Genomic DNA, 26999 nt, shown 5'->3' on the forward strand with positions numbered 1-26999 from the left:
GTATGCCCCTTAATTGGGCAAGGTCTCTTCATAGACCTCGTTAACGATTTCTTCAAGTTGCATTTTTGGAAATGGTTTTTGCATATAAGCTGAGGCTCCAAGTGATTTGCTCTCTTTGACAGTGCGTTGATTGCGCATAGAAGACAACATGATAATTTTGGCTTGGGTATCAATTTGCCTGATGGCGCGTAAGGCTTCAATACCGTTCATATGAGGCATGTTTATGTCAAGAAGAACCAAGTCAGGTCGGTGTTTTTGGTATAGCTCAACGGCCTTGTAACCGTCTTCTGCTTCTATGATTTCCTCTATTTCAAGTTGGAGAAGGGCTGTTTTTATGAAGTGTCTCATGAATAGGGAGTCATCTACGATTAATACTTTCATAGTCAACCTCCTTAATTACAGTGGCATTGGAGTGTGGGTCTTTAGAACTAAAATATATCGTGTTATAGTACATTAGTACCACTATCGTGACTTTTTAAACATAGAAATCATATTTGGTCTTTAAAACGCCATAAAAAGAGCCTCTTATCTAAAATCATAAGAGGCTCTTTATTTGTTATTATTTCGCTTTTGATCTTGGTTTGAAGTCACTCACACATATTACTTCTTCCTCACACAACATTTTATAAAGACATTCAATCAGCTGGCTATCGAATATTCTTCCCCCCATTTGTCGTAGGATGTTCATAGAGTCTTCTAAGTCCATAGAATCCTTGTAGGATCTTTTGGATCGTAGGGCATCGTACGCATCAACGACGGCAATGATCTTAGCAGCAAGTTCAATTTCGTCGGCTTTGAGTCCATTTGGATAGCCTGTTCCGGCAACGTGTTCGTGGTGCTGAAACACACAAAGCTGAACTTTTTTATTAATGCCTAATTTTTTCAAGACTTCAGCGCCGACACTTGGATGACGTTTGACCTGATCATATTCTGTCACATCAAGTTTTCCAGGCTTATCCAGTATATTGTCCTTGATAGCTAACTTGCCGATGTCATGAAAAAGGGCCGCTTCATATAGATTCTCAAGATCTGAAGGGCTATAGCTTATATATTTGGCCAGTCGAATAGACATTTCACCAATACGAAGGGAATGCTCGTAAAGTTCGTGATCTTTTGCTTTCATTAAATGGAGGAGGCCGTCAATGGTGTTTTGATGTATTTGCTCCACCACATCATCATAAGACGCACTCCCCAGTGTCGCAAAGGACCAGTCTTTGAATTTTTCATACATTCTATTGTCCAGTAATTTTTGGTAGGCGTCATCTACGGCATGGACCAATTCACCATTATCAAAAGGTTTCGTAAGCAGTCGAAAGATAAGGCCTTCATTGACGGCACTTACAGCGACATTGAAGTCATTGACACCTGTAATGAGTATGACGATGAGATTTGGATGAAATACATGAATCTTTTTCATCAGTTCAATGCCATTATAGTGCGGCATAAGATAATCTGTTATGAGTATATCAATCACATCATATTCCAAGGCTTCAAGGGCTCGGAGGGGGTCGGTGAAATATGTGACCTCAGTGTTTTCATCTTTTAAAGTTCTGGTTATAGATCGGCAATACATTTCATCATCATCAATAACCACAATTCTTCTTTTTATAGTCAAGACATTCACTTCTTTCTGTGTGGCATACACTTATAAGCTGCATCTATTTTTTACCCATTAGGACATCTAAAAATCGAATGTCGTGCAATTAATATCGTATAAGCATATGTATGAATTTTGATAATATAAAGTTTATATGAAAAAAATCGCAGTGTGAATGGCTGTATCATAACCATTTACACTGCGACTGTATGTTAGCGAATTATGTTTAGTGAAGTGAATTAGTCTTCTTCTGTGATTGGAAGAAGTTTCATAAGCTCAGGAATAACCTTGTGAACGTCACCAACGATACCAAGATCAGCTGCATCAAAAATCGGTGCAGTTTCATCCTTGTTAATGGCAACGATAAACTCTGAATCTTCCATACCAGCAAGATGCTGAATAGCGCCAGAGATACCGCAAGCGAAGTAGAGGTCAGGACGTACAGTTTTACCTGTTTGTCCTACTTGATTGTTTCTGTCAATCCAGCCAGCATCAACAACTGCGCGAGAAGCAGAAACAGTACCACCCAAGCGTAGGGCTAGATTTTCAAGTGTAGACATATTTTCAGGCTTGCCAACACCACGACCACCAGATACAAGAATATTTGCATCTTCAATGTTCACTTTTGCTTTCGTTTCCTTGACAACTTCAAGAATTTCGATATTCATATCAGCTGAGTCAAAGGCAACAGGCACCTTAGAGATAACACCTTTACGTGCTGTATCAGCTTCTGCAAGCGTCATAACACCAGGGCGGACAGTCGACATTTGAGGTCTGTGCTCAGGACAAATAATCGTTGCCATGATGTTACCACCAAAAGCAGGGCGTGTCATAAGAAGGTCTTTTGTTTCTTCATCAACTTCAAGCTTTGTACAGTCAGCTGTAAGGCCTGTGTTTATACGAGCAGAAACACGTGGAGCCAAGTCACGGCCAATTGTAGATGCACCCACTAGGATAACATCAGGTTTTCTATCAAGAACAACCTCAACCATTGCTTTTGTGTAAGGCTCAGTCATGTATATAGCCAGTTCTTTTTCATCCACAAGGATGACTTCGTCAGCGCCTAGGTGGATAAGTTCGTTAAGGTCATCTTTCATATTGTGGCCTAGAACAAGTGCTCTTACACAGCAGTCCAGTTCATTTGCCAGCTCACGGCCCTTAGAAACCAGTTCTTTAGATACCTTTTCAATATGGCCTTCACGCTGTTCGCAAAAGACCATTACGTCTTTGTAGTCCGTATGCTTCATCGTGAGTCCTCCTAATCAATAATGTACTTTTCCTTGAGGTTTTCAAGGATAATTTTAGCGGCCTGTTGTGGGTCAACGTCATACTTTTTACCAGGAGCCTTCACAGATTTTGTGAATGACTTCTTAACGCGAGTAGGGGAACCTTTAAGTCCAAGATGCTGCTCCTCAATCTCAATATTTTCGTATGTCCATGTTTCCACTTCTTTATCACGATAAGCATCGAAAATGCCTTGAACAGACATGTAGCGTGCTGTGTTCATTTCACTTAAAGTCGTTATTAGACATGGCATTGGCACCTTAATCATATGGTAGCCGTCTTCAAAGACTCTCTTAAGAATCAGGCTGTCGCCATCTTTTTTAAGATCTTCAACATAGCTGACTTGTGGTAAATTCAACTTTTCTGCAATTTGCGGTCCAACCTGAGCTGTATCGCCATCAATGGCTTGGCGACCTGCAACGATTAGATCGTAATCTAGGTTTCTAATAGCAGCTGCAAGGGTCATAGAAGTTGCCCAAGTGTCTGCACCGGCAAACTTTCTATCAGTCAGCAAAATAGCACGGTCTGCGCCCATTGCTAGAGCTTCTCTTAATGCGTTATCCGCTTGTGGAGGGCCCATAGTCAGTACTGTTACATGTGCGCCGTGTTGGTCCTTTAGAGCAAGTGCGGCTTCAAGACCAGCCTTGTCATCAGGATTAATGATGCTTGGAACGCCATCTCGGATAAGCGTGCCTGTTTTAGGATCCAGACGAACTTCTGTTGTATCTGGAACCTGCTTTATGCAAACGATGATATTCATCTTTGTAACCTCCTAATTACTTAAGCAACTGTGCTGCTACAACCATACGCTGAACTTCGCTTGTGCCTTCGTAGATCTCAGTGATCTTAGCATCGCGCATCATACGCTCAACTGGATATTCTCTAGTGTAACCATAGCCACCGTGCAGTTGTACGGCAGTTGTCGTAACGTCCATAGCTGCTTCTGAAGCAAAAAGTTTTGCCATAGCCGCTTCATTGGAGAATGGTTTTTTAGCATCTTTGTAGCGCGCTGCCTTGTAAACGAGAAGACGGGCAGCCTCTGTTCTAGTTTCCATATCAGCCAGTTTGAACTGAGTGTTTTGGAATTTAGAAATAGGACGACCAAATTGTTTTCTTTCCTTTACATAAGAAACCGTTTCATCAATAGCGCCTTGTGCAAGGCCAAGAGCCTGAGCAGCGATACCAATACGGCCACCGTCTAGCGTCTTCATAGCAATTTTAAAGCCCATGCCTTCTTTGCCAAGAAGATTATCCTTAGGGATTCGGCAGTTTTCAAAAATCAGCTCACAAGTTGCTGAACCACGAATACCCATTTTCTTTTCTTTCTTGCCAACGCTAAAGCCTGGTGTTTCGGCATCAACGATGAAAGCTGAAATGCCACGTGTGCCTTTAGACTTATCAGTCATTGCCATGATGATATATGTATCAGCATAGCCAGCGTTTGTAATGAAAATCTTTGAACCATCAAGAATGTACTCATCGCCATCAAGTATAGCTCTTGTTTGCTGACCAGCAGCATCTGTACCAGCACCAGGCTCTGTTAAGCCAAATGCACCGATTTTTTCTCCTTTAGCCAGTGGCACAAGGAATTTCTGTTTTTGTTCTTCTGTACCGAACTCATAGATTGGCGCTGCACATAATGATGTATGAGCAGAAACGATTACGCCAGTAGTGCCGCAAGCTTTTGAAAGCTCTTCAACAGCCATAGCATAGGCCAGATTATCAGCACCTGCCCCACCGTATTCCTTAGGGAATGGAATACCAAAGAATCCAAAGCGCTTCATTTTTTCCACAGTTTCCACTGGGAAGCGTTCTTCTTCATCAACTTCCTCTGCGAGAGGCTTTACTTCGTTCTCGGCAAATGAACGATACATTTGACGAAGAAGGACATACTCTTGTCCGAGTTCAAAATTCATGAGGAACCTCCTTGTAGCCGTTAAGAAATTAACGAAAATTATTACGCTAACCGACCAAAGTTTAACGAAATTTTCATACCCACGGCTCGAAATATAATGTAAATGGTTTTTCACCGACCTGACAAAGTAATTGTTTGTCTGCAAGCGTTGGAAACTGCCAATTTATAGAGAAGTTGGCACATTATTATCGCGCTCACATGTTATTATTTTAACATAATATTGTGCGTTTTGGGTATATAAAGGTGGATCTTGGCATACTATTTATAAGACGTGAGCGTTTGAGAAGAATTTTAAGTTTTTTTGAATGTTTTGAAAATAGAACAATACTCTTATGTAAAGAATATACAAATAAAATGAATGAATTTCTTTCAAATGAGCATAATCCCATAATTTCTTTGTGTATACATGTTGGCCTCTTCCAAAGTCACCAGTAAAATATCAATTCCATAAAGATTTCAGTGGCGATCTATGAGATAATATGAGTCGAAGAGAATCTTGAAGAGATTTTCAAAAACATAGACGACTTATAAGAATAGGAAGCCTAGAAGGTACAAGGCTTATAAGTTTAGAAGAATTACAAAATAGACATAAGATTGATGGGGTTGTGTATGAAGCAAAATATGAAAATTATATTCGTGGTACTTATGATGTTTGCAGTCCTGGTGGCGGGCGGATGTGCAAAAAAGGAAGATAAGCCCGCTGTTATTGTTGAATACAGTGACACCTTAGCTGATATATTTCCTGAGATGCCTGCATCTTGGATTTATAATGGAACAGCTGAGTATAGTCATGTTATGTCTCTTAGTGAGGTTTATGACACCAAGGGGCAGAAAATTTACCGCGTTTTTGGTGAAGTTGAAGACATGAGTGACGGGGAAGTTGATGCTGATTTCCGGTTTGACTTAAGCTATATTGTATCCGGGGACAATCTTGAACAAATTCGTGAGGGCCAAATGCTCATGGATTCAGAGTATGAGCGACTGACCCTTCTAAAACTCCCCTTGGAGATTCAGGCCACTTGGACTGAAGATGTGGTCGATTCTGATGGCAGGAAAGTACGTGTTCAATCAACTATTGAAAATATAGAAGATGATGAGGATGGAAAAACAATTTACACGGTTAAATATGACCAAGTGGGATCGGATTATTATGAACTGAGAAAATTTAAAGAACAAACAGGGCTCATATATTTTGAAAAAATTATGTTTTATGATGGAGATGCCTTTGAACTGCAGTATAGTTTGTACAAGCTGGATACAGAGAAAACCCTTGTCGCCAAAGAGGATGATAATGACTCGACTGTGAAAGAGGCGGGTCCAGATTCAGACGCAACTCTTATAGAGCTTGATAAACTTCCAGAGCAGATGGATAAGGATGTGGCGTCAGGGATGATACCTGATGATGCCACAAGAGAGACGCTGTCAAAACTGATATATGACTTCAATGATGCATGGACGCTGTTTGCAAATGATAAAGACATGGGTGTTCTTGACTATGTCACTGATAATGGAGAAGCCTATGACATCATCCACAGGTTCCCGGCGGGCACAATGACCTTGTCTTTTGAAAAAATTGAAATTCAGGATATGAAAGTTCTTGAGGATAGGGCCAATGTCTATGTGCATGAAATCATAAAAAAAGTAACAGATGAGAAAACAGAAATGTTAGAATACCACTGGCTGTATGAAGTCAAAAAAGTGGATGATTCATGGAAAATACATTCCTATGTGGGTCAAGAGGGACAGTAGATAAACCATATTAGAGCAAAATAAATCCGCTTAAAGTCCAGTAGCGCAAAGGACATTTAAGCGGATTTTTTATGAATGATTGTTTTTAACTCTGTAGGATGGTTTTGCCCAGCTTATGATTATTTAATAAGCTATAATTGTTCTTTTTCAAAATCGTGGTCAGTGTTTAAGTAGCCGACATAAGAAGCTCTGTTACGACCAAGTTCTTTAGACTTGTAAAGACCTTCATCAGCGACCTTTATAAGGGCTTTATTTGTTTCGCCGTCCCACGGATATGTGGCCACACCAATGGATATTGAGTATTGCGGTTCTGTTTGTTCCATAACATTTTGCCTGTAACGCTCTGCAATTTTAAGAGCCTGGGCGGCTGTTTGATCTGGCAAAATGATGAAAAACTCATCACCACCATAGCGCCCTATGGAGTCATCGTCTCTAAGCGTGGTGTAGGCAATTGAGACCAGTTTTTTTAGACATTTATCACCAACTATATGGCCATACGTGTCATTTAAAGTCTTAAAATTATCAATATCAAACATGAGGATAGAAAACTTGCGCATGTCCTTGGAATGGATATATGTGTCCATTAAATCCAGTAGGGGTTTTTTCATAAGAGCCCCGGTTAAGCTATCAAGTTTTGACTTTTCTTTTATCTGATCTTGGACCCATTCCATACGTTTTGTTCGACGTCTAACTTCTTTTTCTACGGCATGTCTAAAGTCATTTTTAATTTCCTCGTGTTCCTCACGTGTGCGTTTATGGAGCATTTGATACTCGGTGAAAATGCTTCGGAGGGCAAGGAAGTATCCGGCTGAGTTGATTGCGTAACCCAGAGGCAGTAAACTGCCTATGTTCTTATAAATCATGATTAGGTTCCCCATAAGAAGTATGGTGAAAATAATCCAGTCAAGTGACCTCTTTTGTTGCCGTAGGACCACAAGAAGGATCACGTGAATAATAATGAGCAGGGTTAAGATAACTGGCGAGTTAAGGCCCTTGACCAGGTCATCGCCAAAATTAAAAATTGTAAATATAAGTCCGAGAGTCAGTGCGATGACAGACCAGATCATCTGTGTATTGTTTCTAAAAGAATGTCTGAGCAGGGTGAGTAATAACAGAAGCACAGGCATAAAATAGGACGCAATAAGGATCAGATTCTCAGAAGATAGAGTGTCATTTAAAAGGCGTACGAAACCAATAACAATCAGCGGAACCAGAAAGGTATACCCCAGCCTTTTGGCCGCCGGTGAAAGAGGATAAAGAATGAGTCCACCTGTAAATGAAAGTGAAGCAGATATTACCAGTAACTGAACAAGCATTTCTAACAAGATTTCATTCAAACAAAACACCACCATTTTTAGTTTTTCCTCGTGAACAGACCTTGAATAAGACAAGAACCAGTTCATAGGGGGTTGCTTTCTATCTCTATTTAATTAAGCAACCATTCCTGTTATTTTGATTCATTTATACCAAGAATGATAGGGCTTAAGCGAAAGCTATCATATTAAATTATATCGAACTATACTTATAACTTACAATAGCGAATTTATGGACATGAGAAATAAGATGTGGTATTCCTCAAAGGCAGAAAATTGTGGCTCACAAAATAAAATTTTGAAAAGCCCTTCATTAAGCGTTTGACACATAAATTCGAATGGAATATAATTTTAAAAGAATATTGGAATGTCGATGATGGGGAAAGTATCCGGTGATTGTGGTTTTATAGCGAGCTGATTATGGTGAGAGTTCAGCACTGCCCACTGGTGAAGAACACCTCTGAGACCCTGTCCGAAAGCTTAAAAGTGAGTAGGCGCAGGCGGGGACGACCGTTATATCGTGTGCTCTTGCAGCTATAAGTGGCTTTTTGCAATGAGGGTGGTACCGCGTGAGTTATCTTTCGTCCCTTTAGTATTACGTTGGGAAGAAGGATTTTTTTGTTTTTTGTCTTATTCACAATCACAAAACATATTATTAAATGAGTAAGACTTGAGTTGTTAACGTAAATATGAAATGTAATCCGAGAAATCGGATGAATATAATGAGGAGGTTTATTAATGAAGCAAGTACATATCAGAGACTTATTTGCAGAACCAGAAGCATTTGCCAATCAAATGATTCAAGTAAGTGGATGGGTTCGAACAATACGTTCATCTAAGGCATTCGGCTTTATTGAACTAAATGATGGAACATATTTTAGCAATATGCAAGTTGTATTTGAAAAAGACAAGATTGACAATTTTGAAGAGGTATCAAAATTCACTATTGCTTCGGCACTCACTATTGAAGGTGAGTTCGTTTTAACACCAGATTCAAAACAACCATTTGAACTAAAAGCGACAAAGGTTGTTCTTGAAGCAGGCAGTGACAGTGACTACCCACTTCAAAAGAAACGTCACACATTTGAATACCTAAGAACAATTGCCCACCTAAGACCAAGAAGTAACACATTCTCGGCTGTATTCAGAGTGAGATCAGTGGCAGCTTATGCCATTCATAAATTCTTCCAGGAAAGAGGCTACGTTTACGTTCACACTCCAATTATCACAGGCAGTGACTGTGAAGGGGCTGGGGAAATGTTCAGAGTCACAACCCATGACCTGAAAAATGTGCCTATGACTGACGAAGGCCATATTGATGATAAGAAGGACTTCTTTGGGAAAGAAACAAACCTAACTGTAAGTGGTCAGCTGAATGTAGAAGCTTTTGCGCTTGCTTTTAGAGATGTATACACATTTGGACCAACATTCCGTGCTGAGAATTCAAACACGGCACGCCATGCATCAGAGTTCTGGATGATAGAACCAGAAATCGCGTTTGCAGACCTAAACAAGAATATGGAAGTTGCAGAAGACATGCTCAAGTTCATCATTGATTACGTGATGAAGGAGTGTCCGGCTGAACTTGAATTCTTTAATCAGAGAATTGACAAAGGTCTACTTGAAAGACTGAACCACATTGTAAGCTCAGACTTTGCACGTTGCACATATACAGAAGCTGTTGACATCCTTCTGAAGTCAGACAAAGCGTTCGAGTTCCCTGTTGAGTGGGGCATTGACCTTCAAACAGAACATGAAAGATACCTGACTGAAGAAGTCTTTAAAAAGCCAGTCTTTGTTACTGATTATCCTAAAGACATCAAGGCTTTCTACATGCGTATGAACGATGATGGCAAAACGGTGGCTGCAATGGATCTACTTGTACCAGGCGTTGGCGAGATCATTGGCGGTTCTCAGCGTGAGGAGCGTATGGACGTTCTGACAAAGAGAATGGCTGAAATGGATCTGAATGAAGAGGACTACTGGTGGTACCTAGAGCTTAGAAAGTACGGCGGTGCAAAGCATGCTGGCTACGGTCTGGGCTTTGAAAGAGCTATTATGTACCTAACAGGCATGTCAAACATCCGTGACGTTGTGCCTTATCCACGTACGCCGAAACAAGCAGACTTCTAAATGTTATTTCAAGCGCTTGTAAAATGACTGATCTATGCGCACGCTATACCCCATATAAAGTTTCGTTCTTAAATACCAAGATGGTATAGTGGGGGCTTTTGAATGATGTTTTTAAGTCGCATATTTAGAAATTGAATCATCAAGTTTAATATAAAAACGCGACCATGTGCCAGATGAAGTGCACACGGTCGCGTTTTTTATTTAGATCTTTTAAGATTTGTCTTCATTAGTGTCAGTCATAGGAGATTGGCTTGTTTCAGATTCTGTTTTTGGATCAGTTTCATTAACTTGACCAGTTTCAGGACTTGATTCAGAGTTCGTGTCTAAATTGTCAGAGCCTGATATAGGTGGGGAATCATCCCCTGTGTCTGTTTTTTTAGGAATGATAGACACATTCCCAATGACACCATAGACCCGATCAAGAAATATGTCTTTTTCGATGGGCTTTTTTAAGTAGCCCCTTACTTCCAGGTTTCGAGCTTCCAGGATAAGATCCTTACTCACGTGTTCGGTGATAATAATGACGGGAAGTTTTTTGTATTTGTCATTGGCCCGGAGGTTTCTGATAAGGTCCATTCCGTTTTCAGTTTTTAAGGTTAAGTCCATTAGAATCAGGTCTACCAACTTCCCGTAGGATTCAATGGACTGCATCATACCAAACTCACTTCCGGCATTAAAGACCTTTACATTTGAGTTTTTAAGCATAATTTTTATATGTTCTACAACAGTTGGGGAATCTTCAACAATGAGTATTCTTTTTTGGTTCTCCATGAATCACACCTCGTTATGTACATTTAGACCGCATCATTCAAAGTATTTTTCTATCTCTATTTTTACCTGTTCAAAATGGGCGGATATAATATCTAAAGACTTGTTTAAATCAATTTCGTCACCAGACTTAAGGCGGCTATACATTTGAGTGACGGGTTCTAGCAATGGGTTAATTCTTAGATTGGCATTTATGCCTTTGACATTATGAAGCAGTCTTTTGAAACCGTCTAGGTCATCAGTCGAAATCGCTTCTTTAAGTTTCTCAATCATGTCTTCCATTTCACCGATGTAAATTCTATAAAGAGGTTCAATGTCTTCTTTTGTAGATTCCATTTCTGTAAAGATAAATGCGTCAAAATCAATCATATGTCCACCTGCTACTTCCTAAAAAGTCATACACATTTGTTAAATAATTTCATGAAATGTCGTCCTCATTTATTTACCCCCTTCGTATATGATTAAGCAAGGGGAAATGGGAATTAATCCACTAACATTTTACAGTGTACAAAACTGAACCAAAGAAGTCTATGAAAATTTAACATTTTTGAAGTATTTCGTGTTCCGTGTCATTTTTTCAAGAAATGGGGTAGATAAATACTATCACACAAAAAATTGACCCAGGAAAAGCGAAAGGGGATACATATGAAAAAAATACTTATAACAGGTGCTATGGGACAAATTGGAACAGCCATAACAAAACATTTGAGAAAAACATATGGAGAAAACCAAGTTATTGCTTCAGGTCTCCATCATAGACCGGAATCAGAGGTGTGCAGTGACGGCATTTTTGAAATTGTAGACGTGACCAATCCTGATCAACTTGCCAAAATTGCAGCCAAATATAAAGTAGACACTGTGATACATCTGGCAGCTATTTTATCAGCCATAGGTGAGGACAAGCCACAACTCCTATGGAATGTGAATATGAATGGCCTATACAATGTCCTTGAACTGGCAAGAGACCTTGACTTAACGGTCTTTACACCAAGTTCCATTGCAGCATTCGGACCAAGTACACCTGCTGATAAAACGCCTCAGGACACCATCCAAAGACCGACAACCATTTACGGTGTCTCTAAGGTCTCTGGTGAACTTTTATGCGACTATTATTTCCAGAGATATGGGGTGGATACAAGGGGCGTCCGTTATCCAGGTTTAATTTCAAGCGAGGCCCTTCCAGGTGGTGGAACCACAGACTATGCTGTTCATATATTTTATGAAGCTATTAAAAAAGGCCACTTCACATGCAATATTGAAAAGGGCACCTTCATGGATATGATGTATATGCCAGATGCTCTTGATGCCATTGTAGAGCTGCTTGAGGCCAATCCAGCCAGACTCATCCATAGGAATGCCTTTAACATAACTTCCATGAGTTTTGACCCAGAAATGCTTAAAGAAGCCATTCAAAAGTATATACCTGACTTCACTATGGACTATGATGTGGATCCTGTGAAGCAGAAAATTGCGGATTCTTGGCCAAACTCTCTGGATGATTCAGCCGCGAGAATTGAATGGGGTTGGGAGCCAAAATACGATATGGACACCATGGCAAAGGATATGATTGACAAGTTGAAGAACAAGTTTAAATAGTCTATATAAAAGACGTTTCATTGACGAATTTTATCTATAATGTAAACTAGGATATAGTACTGTAAATATAATGCGTCTGTCATTTATGGCAGACGCTAAATTATGAGAAAACGGAGCGATGTTCAATGAAAAAAGGTAGCATTATTTTAAAGAACGCTTCTGAACTGGTAACAGTGAGTGGTTTTGAAGCGCGTAAAGGCGACAAAATGAACGACCTCGGTATCATCGAAAATGGCGCAGTGGCTATTCGTGATGGTTTGATTACCCATGTTGGCAAAACTGATGATGTAATGGCACAAATTGGTGAAGCGGTGAAAGATTATGAAGTGGTAGATTGTACAGGTAAAACTGTTATGCCAGGCTTTGTAGATTCCCATACACACTTTGTTTTTGGTGGCTATAGAGCAGATGAGTTCTCATGGAGACTTCGTGGCGACGATTATATGGAAATTATGAACCGCGGTGGTGGCATCATAAACTCTGTTAGAGGCACAAAAGAAGCAAGCCTTGAGGAACTGATCGCTGTTGGTAAGAAAAGACTGGATTCAATGACCATGTTTGGTGTGACAACCGTTGAAGGCAAGAGTGGTTATGGTCTAGACAAGGAAACAGAATTAAAGCAACTTGAAGCTATGAAGCAGCTTCAAGACATGCACTCAATAGACATAGTAACGACTTTCTTAGGGGCTCATGCTGTACCTAAGGATTATAAGGGCAGAGAAGATGAGTTTATCGACATGATGATAAATGATGTCATGCCAGAGGTTGCTGAAAAGAACTTGGCTGAGTTCTGCGACATTTTCTGTGAGAAAAATGTCTTTAATGTGGAACAGTCACGTAGACTCTTAAACACGGCTAAAAAAATGGGCATGAAGCCTAAAATTCATGCTGATGAAATTGTAAGACTAGGTGGAGCAGAGCTAGCGGCAGAAGTGGGAGCTGTATCGGCTGACCATCTTCTTCAGGCTTCAGATGAGGGCATCAAGGCCATGGCAGAGGCAGGGGTTATTGCGACAGTCCTACCAGGAACGGCCTACAGCCTAAAAGAACCATTTGCACGCGCGAGAGATATGATCGATATGGGTGCAGCAGTGGCCCTAGCAACTGACTTTAACCCAGGCAGCTGCTTTACGGAATCCATTCCACTAATTTTCTCCCTGGCGACTCAAAAAATGAGTATGACCACTGAAGAAGCGATCACAGCACTGACTCTAAATGGGGCAGCAGCCGTGGATAGAGCTGATAAAATCGGTAGTATTGATGTTGGCAAAGCAGGCGATGTTGTTGTACATGAATTCCCATCATACCGTTTCCTACCTTACCACTTGGGCGTTTCAACAGTCGAAAAAGTGGTTAAGGCTGGTCGAATGATATTTGATAAACTTGATATTGAGATTAAGTAATTAAAAGGAGGGGCTATTAAAGTTTGTATATGTTGAACATAGAAAAGGACAACAAGCTTTAGTACCCTAAAAACGAACATTACGATAGAAACCAGATCGAGGACTAAGATCTGGAATATGAATATGACCTAAGGGGGACAAAAAATGTTAATCGATCAAAATGTAAAGCAATTTGTGGAAACAACGGCTTCAAACGAACCGGTACCAGGTGGTGGAAGTATTGCAGCACTTAGTGGTGCTCTAGGGGCAGCTCTAGCTGGTATGGTTGCCAACCTAACTGTAGGTAAGAAGAAGTATGTAGAAGTTGAAGACGAAATGAAAAAACTTGTTGAAGATGCTACAAAACTTCAAGAAAAGCTAGTGAATCTGATTGACAAAGATGCAGCGTCTTTTGATGATGTTATGAAGGCTTTTAAAATGCCAAAAGAAACAGATGAAGAAAAAGCTGCAAGAACAGCTGAAATTCAAAAGGGTATGAAGTATGCTGCCAGCGTTCCAATGGAAACGGCTGAGACAGCGTTTGAAATTATGGCGCTTGCTGAGGCAGCTGTTGTACGTGGCAATACCAATGCAGTAACAGACGGTGCAATTGCTGCTATGATGGGCAGAAATGCTGTTTTAGGTGCCCTACTCAATGTTAGAATCAATCTTGGTTCAATCAAGGATGAAGATTTCGTTGCTGAAATGACAAAGAAATGTGAAGATCTTGAAGCGTCTGTCCAAAAACGTGAAACGGAAATTCTTGATCAGGTTTCACTATAAACTTTCTTAAGACTATGAGATGAAGTGGACTGAACTTCATGTATAAACAGAGTCTTTCAAAGTGGACAATATATAATTATTAAGCTTACAAAGAGCCGCAGGTAGATTCTACCTGCGGCTCTTATAGTGTTTATGACATTGTGGGATGAAAACAGGGAATCTACAATAATAATCTGGTAAGATTAATTCATTTAATTGAATGATGGCCTAAATTTCGATATACTATGATCAGGTTTAGTATGCTCATATGTCTTAGCAGGATAAGTATACAGTGATTGAGCTTTACTGAATAACATTTGAAATAAATACTGGGATTTCCTAACTGTGACATAATATGTTCAGAAGGTAACCGGTCTATGCGAGCTTTGACTCGCACCTAGAAAGAGGAGTGTATCAATTTGGAAAAAATAATTGTTGCAGACAGCAGCTGCGAAGTTGATGAAAATATACAAAAAGAAGTAGATGTGAACATCGTTCCATTCAAACTTTATATTGATGGTGAAGAATACATAGATGACAAGGAACTTAATGTTATTAACTTTATCAGTAAAATGGTCAAGTCAGATGAGTTGCCAAGATCAGCTTGTCCATCCCCTAATGACTTCATAGAAAAGTTTGAAAAAGCTAAGGAAGTTTTTATAGTAACCATTTCAGCGGCCCTAAGCGGCACGTTCAATAGTGCTGAACTGGCTAAGAATTTATACAAAGAAGACAATCCAGATGCAAAAGTCCATGTGTTCAACTCAAGGTCAGCTTCAATTGGTGAAACGCTGATTGCCTTGAAAATCAAGGAGTTTATTGATGCAGGCCTGGATTTTGATGAAATTGTTGAACGTGTTGAAAATTACATCGCCAGTCAAAAGACACTCTTTATTGCAGAATCCCTTGATAATCTTATGAAAAATGGACGCATTAGCAAGTTCAAAGGCAAATTGGCCACAGCTCTGAATATAAAACCAATCATGGCGGCTACAGATGAAGGTGAAATTGTACTTAAAGAGAAGGCAAGGGGCTCAAACAAGGCCTTTAAGCGATTGGCACAGCTTGTTTGCGAAAATGCAGATAATACAGGAGACCGGATTCTGGCTATATCTCACTGCAATAACTTAAGTCGTGCTAAAATGTTAAAAGAAGAGATTGAAAAACACTGCGCTTTTAAAAAAGTTCTTATCCTTCAGACAGGTGGCTTATCAAGCCTATACGTGGACAATCAAGGCATTATTCTAACGTATTAGGCTGAGGTTTCAAAGTGAAGTTTATCAAATTAAACTGAATAGACTATTAGCCTATCAAGCCAATTGATAGCTTATAATCCCTTATATTTATATAGGGGATTTATTGCTTTATGGGGCCTTGCTGTATCAGAAGCAATTAACTTGGTATTTTATAATTATGAATGAATAAGACCCCTGACAATATTGTGTTAGGGAATAAGCCGTGAAATATATCCTATGCTGAGAATAGATCTGGAGTGAAACAAATTTGCGCGATGACACAGGGTTTATGATAATATAGGATAATGAAGTATCTAGTAAATTATTTATGTATGTGTTTTACAGGAGGTTAAGATGTCCATACAGCGTTTTGAGTGGGGCCGAATTGAATGGGTCATGGACTCACACAAGTTAAAAACACCATATCCTATGAGTATTGGATTTCTAACCCTAGATGCAAAGCAAAGACAGAGAAAACACATACATTATGGGGAAGAGCAAATTCTTTATATCGTTCAAGGGCAGGGTCTTCAAATCATAGAAGATGAAGAAATGTACTGCGAAAAGGGCGATATGATTTATATTGAAGCGGGAAGTGCCCATGAAACAGTCAATACATCCGAAGTGCCTCTTATTGAACTCGTTATTTCTGTGCCGTCAGGAAAAGTGGTGCCATCTTCTTTTGTTCAAAGAATAGAAAGCTTGCTTCAGTCTTTTGAAGGCACAACCATTGATAACATCGACAGGCTTATATCAGAAAAATACCGCAGTTCTTTTTCCCAGCTGAGATTTCCTCTTAACTTATTTGATGCCAAGGGAGAGCCCGTTATAATTGGCGGACCATACCCTGCCATATGCAGAGAAAAATGTGGAATACATAAGGACATTAGAAACTGTTATTTATATTCTGATGCCCACAGGTTTACCATGGCTCAACGCGACCCCTTTGGTGCTGTTGTTTGCAAGTATGGTCTGACCGTTTTTGTCTACCCCTTGGAGTTGAGTGGCAAAATGGTAGCTCTTTTACAAGGGGGCCATGTGCGGACCATTGAAAGTGTCGGGGACCCCATGCTGGAAAGTATGGATAGGGTTCACAGCGGGCGTATTCAAGCCATGCTGGAACAGATTCAAATTATTGGACAGAATTTACTAAATGACACCATAACCAAAAAACTCTTCTCAGAACTGGATGCAAGTCATGCATCTTTAAAGGAATCATTGGATTCTCAAAATCATTTAGAAGCCATGATTCGAGAATCTGAAGATAGATTGTACAGTGTTCAGTTAAACAATCACTTTTTGTTTAACACCCTTAACAGTCTGGCCTCTATGGCCGTTAAGGAAGATGCCTTCCAAACGTATCAAGGGATCATAGATCTCGCAAATCTATTTAGATATAACTTAAGGTCTGTAGAAAAAAACGTTCAAGTTAAAGATGACCTTGAGTTTTTAGAGAATTATTTAAAACTCCAAACAATGCGTTTTGGAGACCAAGTTGAGTATTCAGTTGAAGTTGAAAGGGAAATGGATAAATCCTTTATTCCTTTTAACACATTGCAGCCGCTGGTTGAAAATTGTTTTAAGCATGGCTTTAAAGACCGGACAAACGCCTTAAAGATAAAAATAGAGATAAGACGTGATGGATCCGATCTGATGATCAAAGTCATTGACGATGGGTGCGGGATTCGTGGGCGTTTTAATCAAGATACCCTACTAAAACTCTACCCTGAAGGCATGCCGAGGAACAATGGATTGTTTATGATTAACAAGCGGCTTCAAACACATTATGGAGATGAGTATTCCTTCAGTATCGGTCCGGCGGATCCTAATGAAAACAGCCGCGGGACATGCGTTGAAGTGAAGATGCCTCTCATAATGGGATAGGAGGCCAAATGAAAAGAGCAATAATTATTGATGATGAACCAATGTGTATTGATTTGGTTCAAGGACTTATTAGACGCTACAACATGCCCATTGAAATTATTGGAACAGGCATGAATGGTAAAAAGGCCATTGAACTTGCTGAGAAGCATAGGCCAGATTTGATTTATTTGGATATTGAATTGCCTGACATCACTGGTATTGATGTTATGACAGCCTTGAAAGACAAGCTCGATTATGATCCTGATATTATTGTCATAACAGCTTATGGGAGTTTTGAGTATGCCCAGTCCGTTTTTCGCCTTGGGGCCAAAGATATACTCTTAAAGCCTGTTGACTATAAAAAATTCTTTGAGACAATGGAGCGGGTTCTGGGTTTCAAATACACAGATAATAACACTTTTAACGAAATTCTTGAGTACATACACTCTCATTATACTGAGAATGTGGATCTTGACTTTCTCTGTGAAAAGTTCCACTTGAGCAAGAGCCATGTATCGAGGCTTTTCAACCAACATTTATCAACGACATTTGTAAATTATAGAAACAACTTAAGGGTTGAGGATGCCAAAGAGCTTTTGAAGAGTGGCGGGCTGACCATACAAGAGATTTCTGAAAAAGTTGGTTTTGAAAGCATGCATTATTTTTATAGAGTTTTTCGTAAAATGACAGGAAAAACCCCAAAGTCTTATCAGGTAAAATAGAATGTTTATGAAATGAACTTGTATAAAATCACCGTGGCCAGCCAGGCGCTGACACGGTGATTTTTATGTCCTAAGACTGATATATCAGACCTAGACCACTATAGATGGGAGAAAATTTATATATGAATCTGCAAGGGAACATTAAGTATTTTCATACAATGCAAATATAGGATAAAATTTAAGCAATAGGGTGAATTGTGATGAAAACGTTTTTTTGAGATGATTACAGTGTAATTGAATTAAAACCCCATTACATCCTTAATCTACGACCGGGGCATATATTGCGCAAGTGCTGTATGTGCTTTTGGTAGAAGAATGTTCTCTCATTCTTCTCTTTTTTTGCATACTCATGGTGTTTATAGGTATATAAACGAAGGGATGTTTGAAGCTTTAGTAATATTCAAAATACCTATTGTCCTAATTAAATACCAGATGATATATTTTAAGACAGGAAACAACAAATATTGTACATACAATACAGGAGGGAAATTCCATGCATAAAAGACTTTTCATTCCAGGCCCAGTAGATGTTCTGGATGACGTACTTCAAAAAATGGCGACACCACAGATCGGTCACAGAACGAAAGACGCTTCTGTTCTACAAAGAAGCCTATCTGAAAAAATGCAAAAGCTATGGTTCACAAAAGAAGAAATTATCACGTCTACATCTTCAGGTTCAGGTCTGATGGAAGGTGCAATTCGTTCTTGTACTAAGAAAAGAGCAGCAGTATTCTCAGTTGGCGCATTTGGCGACAGATGGCACAAAATGGCTGTTGCAAATGGCGTTCCAGCAGACAAGTTTAAATCTGAACTAGGTCAGCCAACAACACCAGAAATGGTTGAAGAAGCTCTATCCACAGGCAAGTATGACCTTGTTACAATCACACACAATGAAACTTCAACAGGTATTATGAATCCAATTGAAGCCATTGCTGATGTTATTAAAAAATACCCAGACGTTATTTTCTGTGTGGATATGGTAAGTTCTGCAGGTGGCGCAAAGGTAGAAGTAGACAAGCTAGGCATCGATATTTGTATCACTTCAACTCAAAAGTGTCTTGGTCTACCAGCTGGTCTTGCACTTTGCACACTTTCTCAAAAAGCTCTAGAGCGTGCGAGAACAGTTGAAAACAGAGGCCTATACTTTGACCTTGTTAGTCTATATGACACAATCCAAAAGAAAGACTACCAGTACCCATCAACACCTTCACTATCTCACATGTATGCACTTGACTACCAGCTGACTAAGATTGTTGAAGAAGAGGGTCTTGAAAACAGATTCAAGCGTCATGAAGAAATGGCTAACTATGTTCGCGACTGGGCAAACAAGCATTTTGAAATGTTCGCACCTGTTGAAGTGGCTTCAAACACGCTTACAACTGTTAAGAACACAAGAGGCATTAGCGTTGCTGATCTAAACAAAGAGCTTGGCAAGCGTGGTTTCATGATCTCTAATGGTTACGGCGACCTAAAAGAAAAGACTTTCCGTATTGCACATATGGCAGATACGACAATGGAAGACCTAAAAGTTCTACTAGGTCACATTGAAGACATTCTAGGTCTATAATTTAAATGAATATATCAGTGAGGAAGCTATGGACAGCTTCCTCATTGTATGAGTATAAGATGTATCTTAGGAGGAACGTGTCATGTTAAGAATTCTTGCAAATGACGGTATGGATAAAACTGCCGTTGATTACCTAACAGGTTTAGGACATGAAGTCGTTACAGACCACTTTGCTGGTGCTGATCTTGATAAAGCGGTTACTGAGTTTGACGCCCTTATTGTAAGATCTGCAACAAAGGTTAGAGAGCCACTTATCGACATCGCAGCTGAGGCTGGCAAGCTAAAGCTTGTCGTGCGTGCTGGTGTTGGTATTGATAATATTGACCATAAGTATGCTGAAGAAAAGGGCATTGCTGTACGCAATACACCAAAGGCTTCAAGTGCATCAGTCGCAGAGCTTACAATTGCTCATATGTTTGCTATTTCCCGCTTTATCCATGTTTCTAATGTAACAATGAGAAAAGGCGAATGGAATAAAAAAGCTTACAAGGGCATTGAGCTAATGGGCAAAACACTTGGTCTAATCGGTTTTGGTCGTATTGGTCAAGAAGTGGGTGCACGTGCTCGTGCCCTAGGCATGGACGTTATTTATGCAGACCACCACGTTCATCTAGACTCACCACAGTACAAGAAGGTTGAAATGGAAGAAGTTCTAGAAAAATCTGACTTTATCTCACTTCACATTCCTTTCCTCGGCGAGCCAACAATTGGTGAAGCTGAGTTCGCAAAAATGAAAGATGGCGTTCGTCTTGTCAATGTTGCTCGTGGCGGCGTAGTGGATGAAGATGCTCTTCTAAAGGCTCTTGAAAGCGGCAAGGTTGCAGCGGCAGCTCTTGACGTATTTGAAGAAGAACCTACGAAGCGTGAAGACATTTGCAACCACCCTGCAATTTCTGTGACACCACACATTGGTGCATCTACTGCTGAAGCACAAATGCGTATTGGTATCGAAACATACGAAACAATTCTTGATTTTTTCAAGTAATTTAAGAACTATAACAGCCTGAAATGACAAAAGATTAATTTTTTGTAACTTTTGGGTTGTCGACACATATATGAAAACCTATAATAGTAGTTGGGTGCGTTGTGCACAAAATAACTCTGTTGAAAAGTTTAAGGAGGCCTGGAAATGGCAATAGTTAGACCTTTTAAGGCAGTAAGACCAAAAGAAGATCTGGTTGAAAAGGTAGCCTCTCTACCTTACGACGTAATGAATAGAGAAGAAGCGGCAAAAATGGCTGAAGGCAATCCTCATTCATTCCTGCATGTTGTACGTTCTGAAATGGATGTTCCAGCAGAAATGAGCCAGTACGACCCAGAAGTCTACAAGACAGCTCGTAAGAACCTTGACAAAATGCAAGCTGACGGCGTTCTGGTTCAGGACGAAAAGCCTAAGTACTACATTTATCGTCAACTTATGAATGGCCGTGTTCAAACAGGTCTGGTTGGTTGTACTTCAATTGATGAGTACATGAACAACACAATCAAAAAGCATGAGTTCACAAGACCTCAAAAAGAAGAAGATAGAATCAATAACTTTGATTACTGTGATGCAAACACAGCTCCAATCTTCCTAACATACAGAAAAAATGATGAAATCAATACAATCGTAAATGACTGGATCAAGTTCCACATGCCAGTTTACAACTTCAATTCTGAAGATGATATCACGCACATCGTTTGGGCAATTGACGATGAAGCGATCGTAGCTAGAATTCAAGAACTTTTCGCTTCTATCGAATACCTATACATTGCTGATGGTCACCACAGATCAGCATCTTCTGTAAAAGTTGGTATGAAGAGAAGAGAAGAATTCCCTAACTACACTGGCGACGAAGAGTTTAACTTCTTTATGTCAGTTATCTTCCCAGATGAAGACCTATTCATCATGGATTACAACCGTGTTGTGATGGATCTAAATGGTCACACAACAGAAGAGTTCATGGCTAAAGTTGCTGAGAAGTTTGATATTGTTGAAGCTGAAGGCACTGAGCCTTACAGACCAATGGCTAAGCAGACATTTGGTATGTACCTAGAAAAGAAATGGTATGTCCTAACGGCTAAAAAAGGTATTTGGGATGAAGCAGATCCTGTTGGCAGACTTGATGCATCTATTCTTCAAGAAAACCTACTTGATCCAATTCTAGGCATTGATAACCCAAGAACAAATAACAGAATTGACTTTGTTGGTGGTATCAGAGGTCTTAAAGAACTAGAAGCACGCTGCGAAAAGGATATGGTTGTTGCATTCTCTATGTACCCAACAACTATGGAAGACCTAATTGGTGTTGCAGATGCAGGTGAAGTAATGCCACCTAAGTCAACTTGGTTTGAGCCAAAGCTTCGTTCAGGTCTATTCGTTCACAAACTAGGTGAATAATTAGATCTCTAAGATGCTAAAATAATATATATTTGACAGTCCGTAATTCTAGGAGCTCTATCCATGACTATTTATGTCAGGGGTAGGAGCTCCTTTTATGTTTCACTCACCGCCAAATTGTTTTATAATGGAAGAAGAGAACAGGAGAGATTTTATGACTGGAATATATCTTCAAGGCGGAGGCGCCAAGGGCGCTTTTCAAGCAGGTGCTATCTGTGCCCTTCATGAACTGGGCCTTAAATTCGATGTGGTGACAGGCACTTCTATAGGCGCCATAAATGGATACTTTATTTATACGGGAAACTACGAAGCATTAAAAGATTTGTGGTGGGATGTGGATGAGTCCCAGTTGAGTTATGTCAAGGAAGAAGACAATATTATTGAAAACATGCACCTTATAGAGCAACTGGCAAACCTGACAGACCACAAGGGTGAGTTAAAGGCTTTTTACGTCAATTATGTAAATGTGAAAGAATGCCAACTTATTGAAAGCTATGATAACTTGGTGGGGATGGACAAGGAGAATATTCTAAAGCATATTCGATATTCAGCCTTGCTGCCAAAACCAGTGGGTTTGAAACTGGATAAAAAGACCATGGAGACCTTTGACAGCAAGTACTTGTTTGACAAGTTCAAAGAAGATATTATTCATGGAGAATACAATGACATGTCCCTTGATGGCGGCATACTCAACAATCATTTTTTAGAACCCTTTCTTCATGAAAAGGTTGATAAAATTATACTCATACCCTTTCAACCCAATTACCGCGTGCCTGACTATATACTGGACCACTACAAGGAGGATCAGCTGGTTGTTATTGATCCGCTTGAAAAATTTATGCCTATGGACACCCTCCGTTTTGAACCCGCCTTTTGTCTTAACCAGTTTAAGGCAGGTCGTGATAGGGCAAGGGCGGTTTGGCTGGGCTAGTTGACATGAGACAAAATCCACTTTAACCACCTATAAATAGACTCAGTAAGCGGATTTTATCCGCGCTTAGTCTTTCGAAGTTTTCTACAAAGGAAAAGCTGATGATTCTAAGGAATCATCAGCTTTATCTGTGTAAATAGAAGTATTTGTAGGGTGGTTTGCTTTCAAAATATATTTTGATAGGTTTTCACTGTTTATTTTTTAGTCATTAATAAACAGAAGGTTTTGCTTGTATTCAATATAGAGCTGCATAAGGATGTTCATTTCTGCAGACATTTCAAGTTGTAGGTCAGACACTGTGTTGTAGTTTTCAGCATCAATGCCTTCTCGAATACGAGTGAAAAGAGACTTGTCTGTCATGCTGTCCTTCATAAGGTGGAAGCGAATGGCGTTGATTTTCTCCCAGTTTACAACATCCAGGTCAGTGATGTCTTCAATGCCACGAAGTTTGCAGAAACGACGCACCAGATTGGCATTTGAAGGCACGATTCTGTTTTTGAGTTCAGTCGTCCATTGTAGGGTTAGGGTTTCTTTATAGGATTCTAGGACCTTATTGTCAAAGACACTTGTAGCGGTAAGAACGCTAACCTTGTCTGGATGGTTTTCGAAGTTTTGAAGGTTCTCCCAAACAGTTGCAGGCGGTTTTGCGAAGAACTTGTTACGCTCATCTTCAGTGTAATCTTCAAAGACATCTTCTTCAGAGCGGTAGGCTCTGTCTTTTTCAAGATAGAATTTTTCAACGCCATACGGCTTAGAGAACTCTTTTTCCAGGTCGTTTGAAGAAAGGCCAGAAGCAACTGCAGCCTTAATTCCATCAAGCATTGTCATGTATACAGCAGATGTTGCCAGGTATGAGTTTGTATTTGGGTTTGGTGCACGTAGTTCGAAACGTGTTGCAAGAGGAGAACTCATATCACGCACAAGACCTACAAGTACCGTACGGTTACGTGTTGGAACCTTCACACTGTGCCCAACAGATGCAACTGTACACACAGGCGCTTCAAAACCAGGCTTGAGTCTGTTAAATGCATCGTTTGTCGATGTTACAAATGGATTAACCACTTCGTAGTTCTTAAGAAGACCCATTAGGGCACCCCAGCCTGGAGCACTCAGGTAATCGGCAGTCATATCTGGTGAAGCAAATAGGTTGATTCTCTTTCCGTTTTTAAGAATAAGAGCAGCACCTACGTGGTGGTGTTCACCACTACCAGCAACACCTTCGATTGGCTTGGCCTGGAATGTTACCACAAGGCCATTTCTCTCGTATGTGTCCTTAATAATGTTCTTTGCAAAAAGTTCATTGTCAATAGACTGAAGGGCTTCGTCGTATTCCCAATCAATCTCAATTTGCTCCATAATGCCTTCCCATTTGTTTGTTCCTTTTAACTTTGAAGGCACACCACCAACCTCTTTGTGCCCCATTTCAGGCTTCATGCCTAAGTTGGTAAGAGCTTCTAATGACTGCTCAAGCGCTGTACGAACAGGTCCAACTGTACGCTTCCAGTACTGCTCTTTTAGGGTTTGTGAAGTGGACAGTTTTTCAATATCAGAACGGTGGTCAGGCGTCTTCACCCAGAACTCCAGTTCAGTCGCAGTTGTAAGTTCAACTTTTTCAATTTCATCTGCAGAAGTGAACCCTAAAATGCCGCACTGGGCAGGGTGTTTCTTCAGCACAGAAATAACTTCTTTTTCGAAACTTTCCATAGCTTTCTTTAAAATTGCACGTGAACCAACAAGTTTGCTATCATGCATAAGAAAAGCTGGGATCATGAGAGTACCAACTGGCTTGCCTGTTTCGTCATCGTAATGGTTTGGGTTGTAATCAATAAACCATTTTACAGACAGGTCAGGGATTAGGTCAACTTTTGCGTTGTTAATGTCAGCAATCTTTGGAAGGTTAACTGATGAACCATCAGTTTGAACACCCGTATTTAAGAAGCCTTCAACATCATCCTTCATAATTTCAATTGGAATTCTTTCGTCTGTGTGATTGTTGCCTAGATCGACAGCAATTAGAGAAACGAACTTAATTTGTGGATGTTTGTCAAGAATTTCTTTTAACTCAGATGGCTTGTGTTTTTTTGGTTCTACATAGTACAGCATTGGTGACCTCCTCAAAGTTCATAGAAAATTATAAAACATATTGTATACAGTATACAACTAAAAATAGGCACAAAAAATCGCCTTTCACCGTGCACCCCGTTGTGCTTGATAAAAGACTCGCTTTTGAATAATTATAGCATGTATTAATAATTTGTAAATAGTCTGAAAAGAAGTTGGAATCGTTTTCACGAAAAAAATAATTCGGACTATGCCGAATTATTTTCGTTGTTGTTTGAATTATGTTCAAGTATGGTTGGCTTTGGAAGGAGCCCTGTCTTAAAGAGGGACAGTATAATTATGACTGTGATCGGGCCCAGTATTATGCCTGCAAAACCAATGGTTTTCAAGCCAATATACATGGAAAGTAGGGTCACAAGAGGGTATACACCAATTTGTGTGCTTAAAATTTTAGGTTCAAGCGCTTGTCGTGCCAGGGTCACAACTAAGTATAAGACAAGCAGTGAGACCGCTGTGGCATATTCGCCTATGACAATTTTAGAAATGATCCAAGGAATGTATATTGTTGCAGGACCAAGTATAGGTAGGGCATCAATTAGAGCGATACCAAAGGCAATAGGCACAGCGTAGTTGACACCAATAATGAGAAGACCTATGGATGATTCTACAAAGGTTAAACTCATAAGAATAAGTTGTGCCTTAACATATCCCCAAATAACTCCAAGAACATCTTTCTTTATAATGAGTGTTTTTTCGTTTCGGGTCCATTCGCCATGGAAAATGGGTTCAAGCCATTTGTCTATAAGCTCTCTGTCTTTTGTCATGAAAAAGGCAGAAACAAACATTATAACAATGAAAAATAAGATGTTGGGCACGGAAGTCACAGCTGAGAGAATAGAGGACCCAACCACTGTTGAAACTTCACCAAGCCTTGACATGAGTGCATCAACAGCTTTAGAAATATAGTCAGATATGGTTCCCGGTTGTCCGAAACGTACTGTATTCAAAGCACTTGCAACTCGGTTGACATAGCTTTCAATAGAAGCGCCCCAAATTGGAAACTGGGAAGACAGGTCAATAAGCTGACGCGCTATTCGCCCAGAAAGGACAACCAGACCAAAGCCAATTCCAAAAATAGCCCCGAAAATAAGGACGATTGTGGATAGGCCGCGCGGGACATGAAGCTTGTTTTTTAGAAACGTGACAGCGGGGTTAATCATTTTTGAGATTAAAAGTCCAATTATAAAAGGCATAAGGATGATGATCATCTTGCCGATAAAGTAGTAACCTCCAGCTATAAGAAGGACTGTTAACAGGAGAATAGATAGTTTTGACATAACAATGTTGTTCATAGTATCGCCTCGTTTTTATTCTTTAATTAGGCACTTAAATGGTGAAAATCAAGGGTGTTCTTTCACCTGTAATAGAATATGGCCTAAATCAGGCGCTTGCAAAATTACAGATCCATATTTTCCTTTTACCGTATATAAAAATTAAGAATCAAAAATTCTATATACCGTGTGGGCGGATTCATGAATGATATTTTGCAAGTCGCTAAAATGACATTTTTATAAATCACTCACTTAGTATTATAATCCAAATTTACCTATATAAGACCTTAAGAAATTCTGAAATTGGTCTTAATTTATCTATACCCCTAAATCCGCCCAGACAATTCATGTTATTTGTCCTTGCACGGGAATTATAAATAGGTTATAATTTCTATAGGTTTAGTATCAGG

The 26999-nt window shown here is 39.8% G+C and carries 22 protein-coding genes and 1 other annotated feature; of the genes, 12 read left to right on the top strand and 10 right to left on the bottom strand.

The window, feature by feature from the left end:
• Positions 1 to 9: 9 nt before the first annotated feature.
• The 5 genes from ACQ4KW_RS07815 to ACQ4KW_RS07835 form a co-directional block, all read right to left on the bottom strand.
• Positions 10 to 381 carry a response regulator gene (locus ACQ4KW_RS07815; protein ID WP_430885970.1) on the bottom strand — a complete coding sequence of 124 codons (372 nt, stop codon included), beginning with the start codon at positions 379 to 381 and terminating at the stop codon, positions 10 to 12.
• 178 nt (positions 382 to 559) lie between these two features.
• Positions 560 to 1615 (bottom strand): HD domain-containing phosphohydrolase, encoded by a 1056-nt coding sequence (locus tag ACQ4KW_RS07820; RefSeq protein WP_430885971.1) that lies wholly within the window; start codon positions 1613 to 1615, stop codon positions 560 to 562.
• Between the two features lie 221 nt (positions 1616 to 1836).
• Positions 1837 to 2844, bottom strand: coding sequence for an electron transfer flavoprotein subunit alpha/FixB family protein (locus ACQ4KW_RS07825; RefSeq protein ID WP_430885972.1), 1008 nt, complete (start codon positions 2842 to 2844; stop codon positions 1837 to 1839).
• Between the two features lie 11 nt (positions 2845 to 2855).
• On the bottom strand, positions 2856 to 3641 hold the full coding sequence (locus tag ACQ4KW_RS07830) for an electron transfer flavoprotein subunit beta (RefSeq protein WP_430885973.1): 786 nt from the start codon (positions 3639 to 3641) through the stop codon (positions 2856 to 2858).
• Positions 3642 to 3657: 16 nt separating this feature from the next.
• Positions 3658 to 4797 carry an acyl-CoA dehydrogenase gene (locus ACQ4KW_RS07835; protein ID WP_430885974.1) on the bottom strand — a complete coding sequence of 380 codons (1140 nt, stop codon included), beginning with the start codon at positions 4795 to 4797 and terminating at the stop codon, positions 3658 to 3660.
• A gap of 608 nt (positions 4798 to 5405) precedes the next feature.
• On the opposite strand from ACQ4KW_RS07835, the gene ACQ4KW_RS07840 reads away from it, so the two are divergent.
• Positions 5406 to 6545: a hypothetical protein gene (locus tag ACQ4KW_RS07840; RefSeq protein ID WP_430885975.1), complete on the top strand. Its 1140-nt coding sequence runs from the start codon at positions 5406 to 5408 to the stop codon at positions 6543 to 6545.
• Between the two features lie 131 nt (positions 6546 to 6676).
• Here ACQ4KW_RS07840 and ACQ4KW_RS07845 read toward each other — a convergent pair whose 3' ends face one another.
• On the bottom strand, positions 6677 to 7882 hold the full coding sequence (locus ACQ4KW_RS07845; protein ID WP_430885976.1) for a GGDEF domain-containing protein: 1206 nt from the start codon (positions 7880 to 7882) through the stop codon (positions 6677 to 6679).
• 340 nt (positions 7883 to 8222) lie between these two features.
• Positions 8223 to 8450, top strand: a binding site (T-box leader).
• Positions 8451 to 8596: 146 nt separating this feature from the next.
• Here ACQ4KW_RS07845 and asnS point away from each other — a divergent pair.
• Complete coding sequence (gene asnS / locus ACQ4KW_RS07850; protein ID WP_430885977.1) at positions 8597 to 9991, top strand: asparagine--tRNA ligase; 1395 nt, start codon at positions 8597 to 8599, stop codon at positions 9989 to 9991.
• A 210-nt stretch (positions 9992 to 10201) separates the two neighbouring features.
• Here asnS and ACQ4KW_RS07855 read toward each other — a convergent pair whose 3' ends face one another.
• The gene (locus tag ACQ4KW_RS07855; RefSeq protein ID WP_430885978.1) at positions 10202 to 10762 is read right to left on the bottom strand and encodes a response regulator; all 561 of its coding nucleotides are present in this window, start codon (positions 10760 to 10762) and stop codon (positions 10202 to 10204) included.
• Positions 10763 to 10795: 33 nt separating this feature from the next.
• Positions 10796 to 11128 carry an Hpt domain-containing protein gene (locus tag ACQ4KW_RS07860; RefSeq protein WP_430885979.1) on the bottom strand — a complete coding sequence of 111 codons (333 nt, stop codon included), beginning with the start codon at positions 11126 to 11128 and terminating at the stop codon, positions 10796 to 10798.
• Between the two features lie 276 nt (positions 11129 to 11404).
• On the opposite strand from ACQ4KW_RS07860, the gene ACQ4KW_RS07865 reads away from it, so the two are divergent.
• The 10 genes from ACQ4KW_RS07865 (at position 11405) to ACQ4KW_RS07910 (ending at position 23197) form a co-directional block, all read left to right on the top strand.
• On the top strand, positions 11405 to 12355 hold the full coding sequence (locus ACQ4KW_RS07865; RefSeq protein ID WP_430885980.1) for an L-threonine 3-dehydrogenase: 951 nt from the start codon (positions 11405 to 11407) through the stop codon (positions 12353 to 12355).
• A 125-nt stretch (positions 12356 to 12480) separates the two neighbouring features.
• The gene (gene hutI, locus ACQ4KW_RS07870; protein ID WP_430885981.1) at positions 12481 to 13758 is read left to right on the top strand and encodes an imidazolonepropionase; all 1278 of its coding nucleotides are present in this window, start codon (positions 12481 to 12483) and stop codon (positions 13756 to 13758) included.
• 144 nt (positions 13759 to 13902) lie between these two features.
• On the top strand, positions 13903 to 14520 hold the full coding sequence (locus tag ACQ4KW_RS07875) for a cyclodeaminase/cyclohydrolase family protein (protein ID WP_430885982.1): 618 nt from the start codon (positions 13903 to 13905) through the stop codon (positions 14518 to 14520).
• Between the two features lie 398 nt (positions 14521 to 14918).
• On the top strand, positions 14919 to 15755 hold the full coding sequence (locus tag ACQ4KW_RS07880) for a DegV family protein (protein WP_430885983.1): 837 nt from the start codon (positions 14919 to 14921) through the stop codon (positions 15753 to 15755).
• Positions 15756 to 16088: 333 nt separating this feature from the next.
• Complete coding sequence (locus ACQ4KW_RS07885) at positions 16089 to 17618, top strand: histidine kinase (RefSeq protein ID WP_430885984.1); 1530 nt, start codon at positions 16089 to 16091, stop codon at positions 17616 to 17618.
• Positions 17619 to 17626: 8 nt separating this feature from the next.
• The gene (locus tag ACQ4KW_RS07890) at positions 17627 to 18319 is read left to right on the top strand and encodes a response regulator transcription factor (RefSeq protein WP_430885985.1); all 693 of its coding nucleotides are present in this window, start codon (positions 17627 to 17629) and stop codon (positions 18317 to 18319) included.
• Positions 18320 to 18812: 493 nt separating this feature from the next.
• Positions 18813 to 19886 carry a pyridoxal-phosphate-dependent aminotransferase family protein gene (locus ACQ4KW_RS07895; RefSeq protein ID WP_430885986.1) on the top strand — a complete coding sequence of 358 codons (1074 nt, stop codon included), beginning with the start codon at positions 18813 to 18815 and terminating at the stop codon, positions 19884 to 19886.
• A gap of 82 nt (positions 19887 to 19968) precedes the next feature.
• Entirely contained in the window at positions 19969 to 20871 is a 903-nt protein-coding gene (locus tag ACQ4KW_RS07900) for a D-2-hydroxyacid dehydrogenase (RefSeq protein WP_430885987.1), read from the top strand.
• Positions 20872 to 21015: 144 nt separating this feature from the next.
• Positions 21016 to 22266 (top strand): DUF1015 domain-containing protein, encoded by a 1251-nt coding sequence (locus ACQ4KW_RS07905; RefSeq protein ID WP_430885988.1) that lies wholly within the window; start codon positions 21016 to 21018, stop codon positions 22264 to 22266.
• 154 nt (positions 22267 to 22420) lie between these two features.
• Positions 22421 to 23197, top strand: a complete 777-nt coding sequence (locus tag ACQ4KW_RS07910) for a patatin-like phospholipase family protein (protein ID WP_430885990.1) — start codon at positions 22421 to 22423, stop codon at positions 23195 to 23197.
• Between the two features lie 201 nt (positions 23198 to 23398).
• Here the strand turns inward: ACQ4KW_RS07910 and ACQ4KW_RS07915 are convergent, their stop codons facing one another.
• Positions 23399 to 25300, bottom strand: a complete 1902-nt coding sequence (locus ACQ4KW_RS07915) for a glutamine synthetase (RefSeq protein ID WP_430885991.1) — start codon at positions 25298 to 25300, stop codon at positions 23399 to 23401.
• Between the two features lie 206 nt (positions 25301 to 25506).
• Positions 25507 to 26610: a sporulation integral membrane protein YtvI gene (ytvI, locus tag ACQ4KW_RS07920; protein ID WP_430885992.1), complete on the bottom strand. Its 1104-nt coding sequence runs from the start codon at positions 26608 to 26610 to the stop codon at positions 25507 to 25509.
• Positions 26611 to 26999: the final 389 nt, after the last annotated feature.

It is taken from the genome of Tianxiuia mixotrophica (genome assembly GCF_050596425.1).
Classification (GTDB): domain Bacteria; phylum Bacillota; class Clostridia; order Peptostreptococcales; family Acidaminobacteraceae.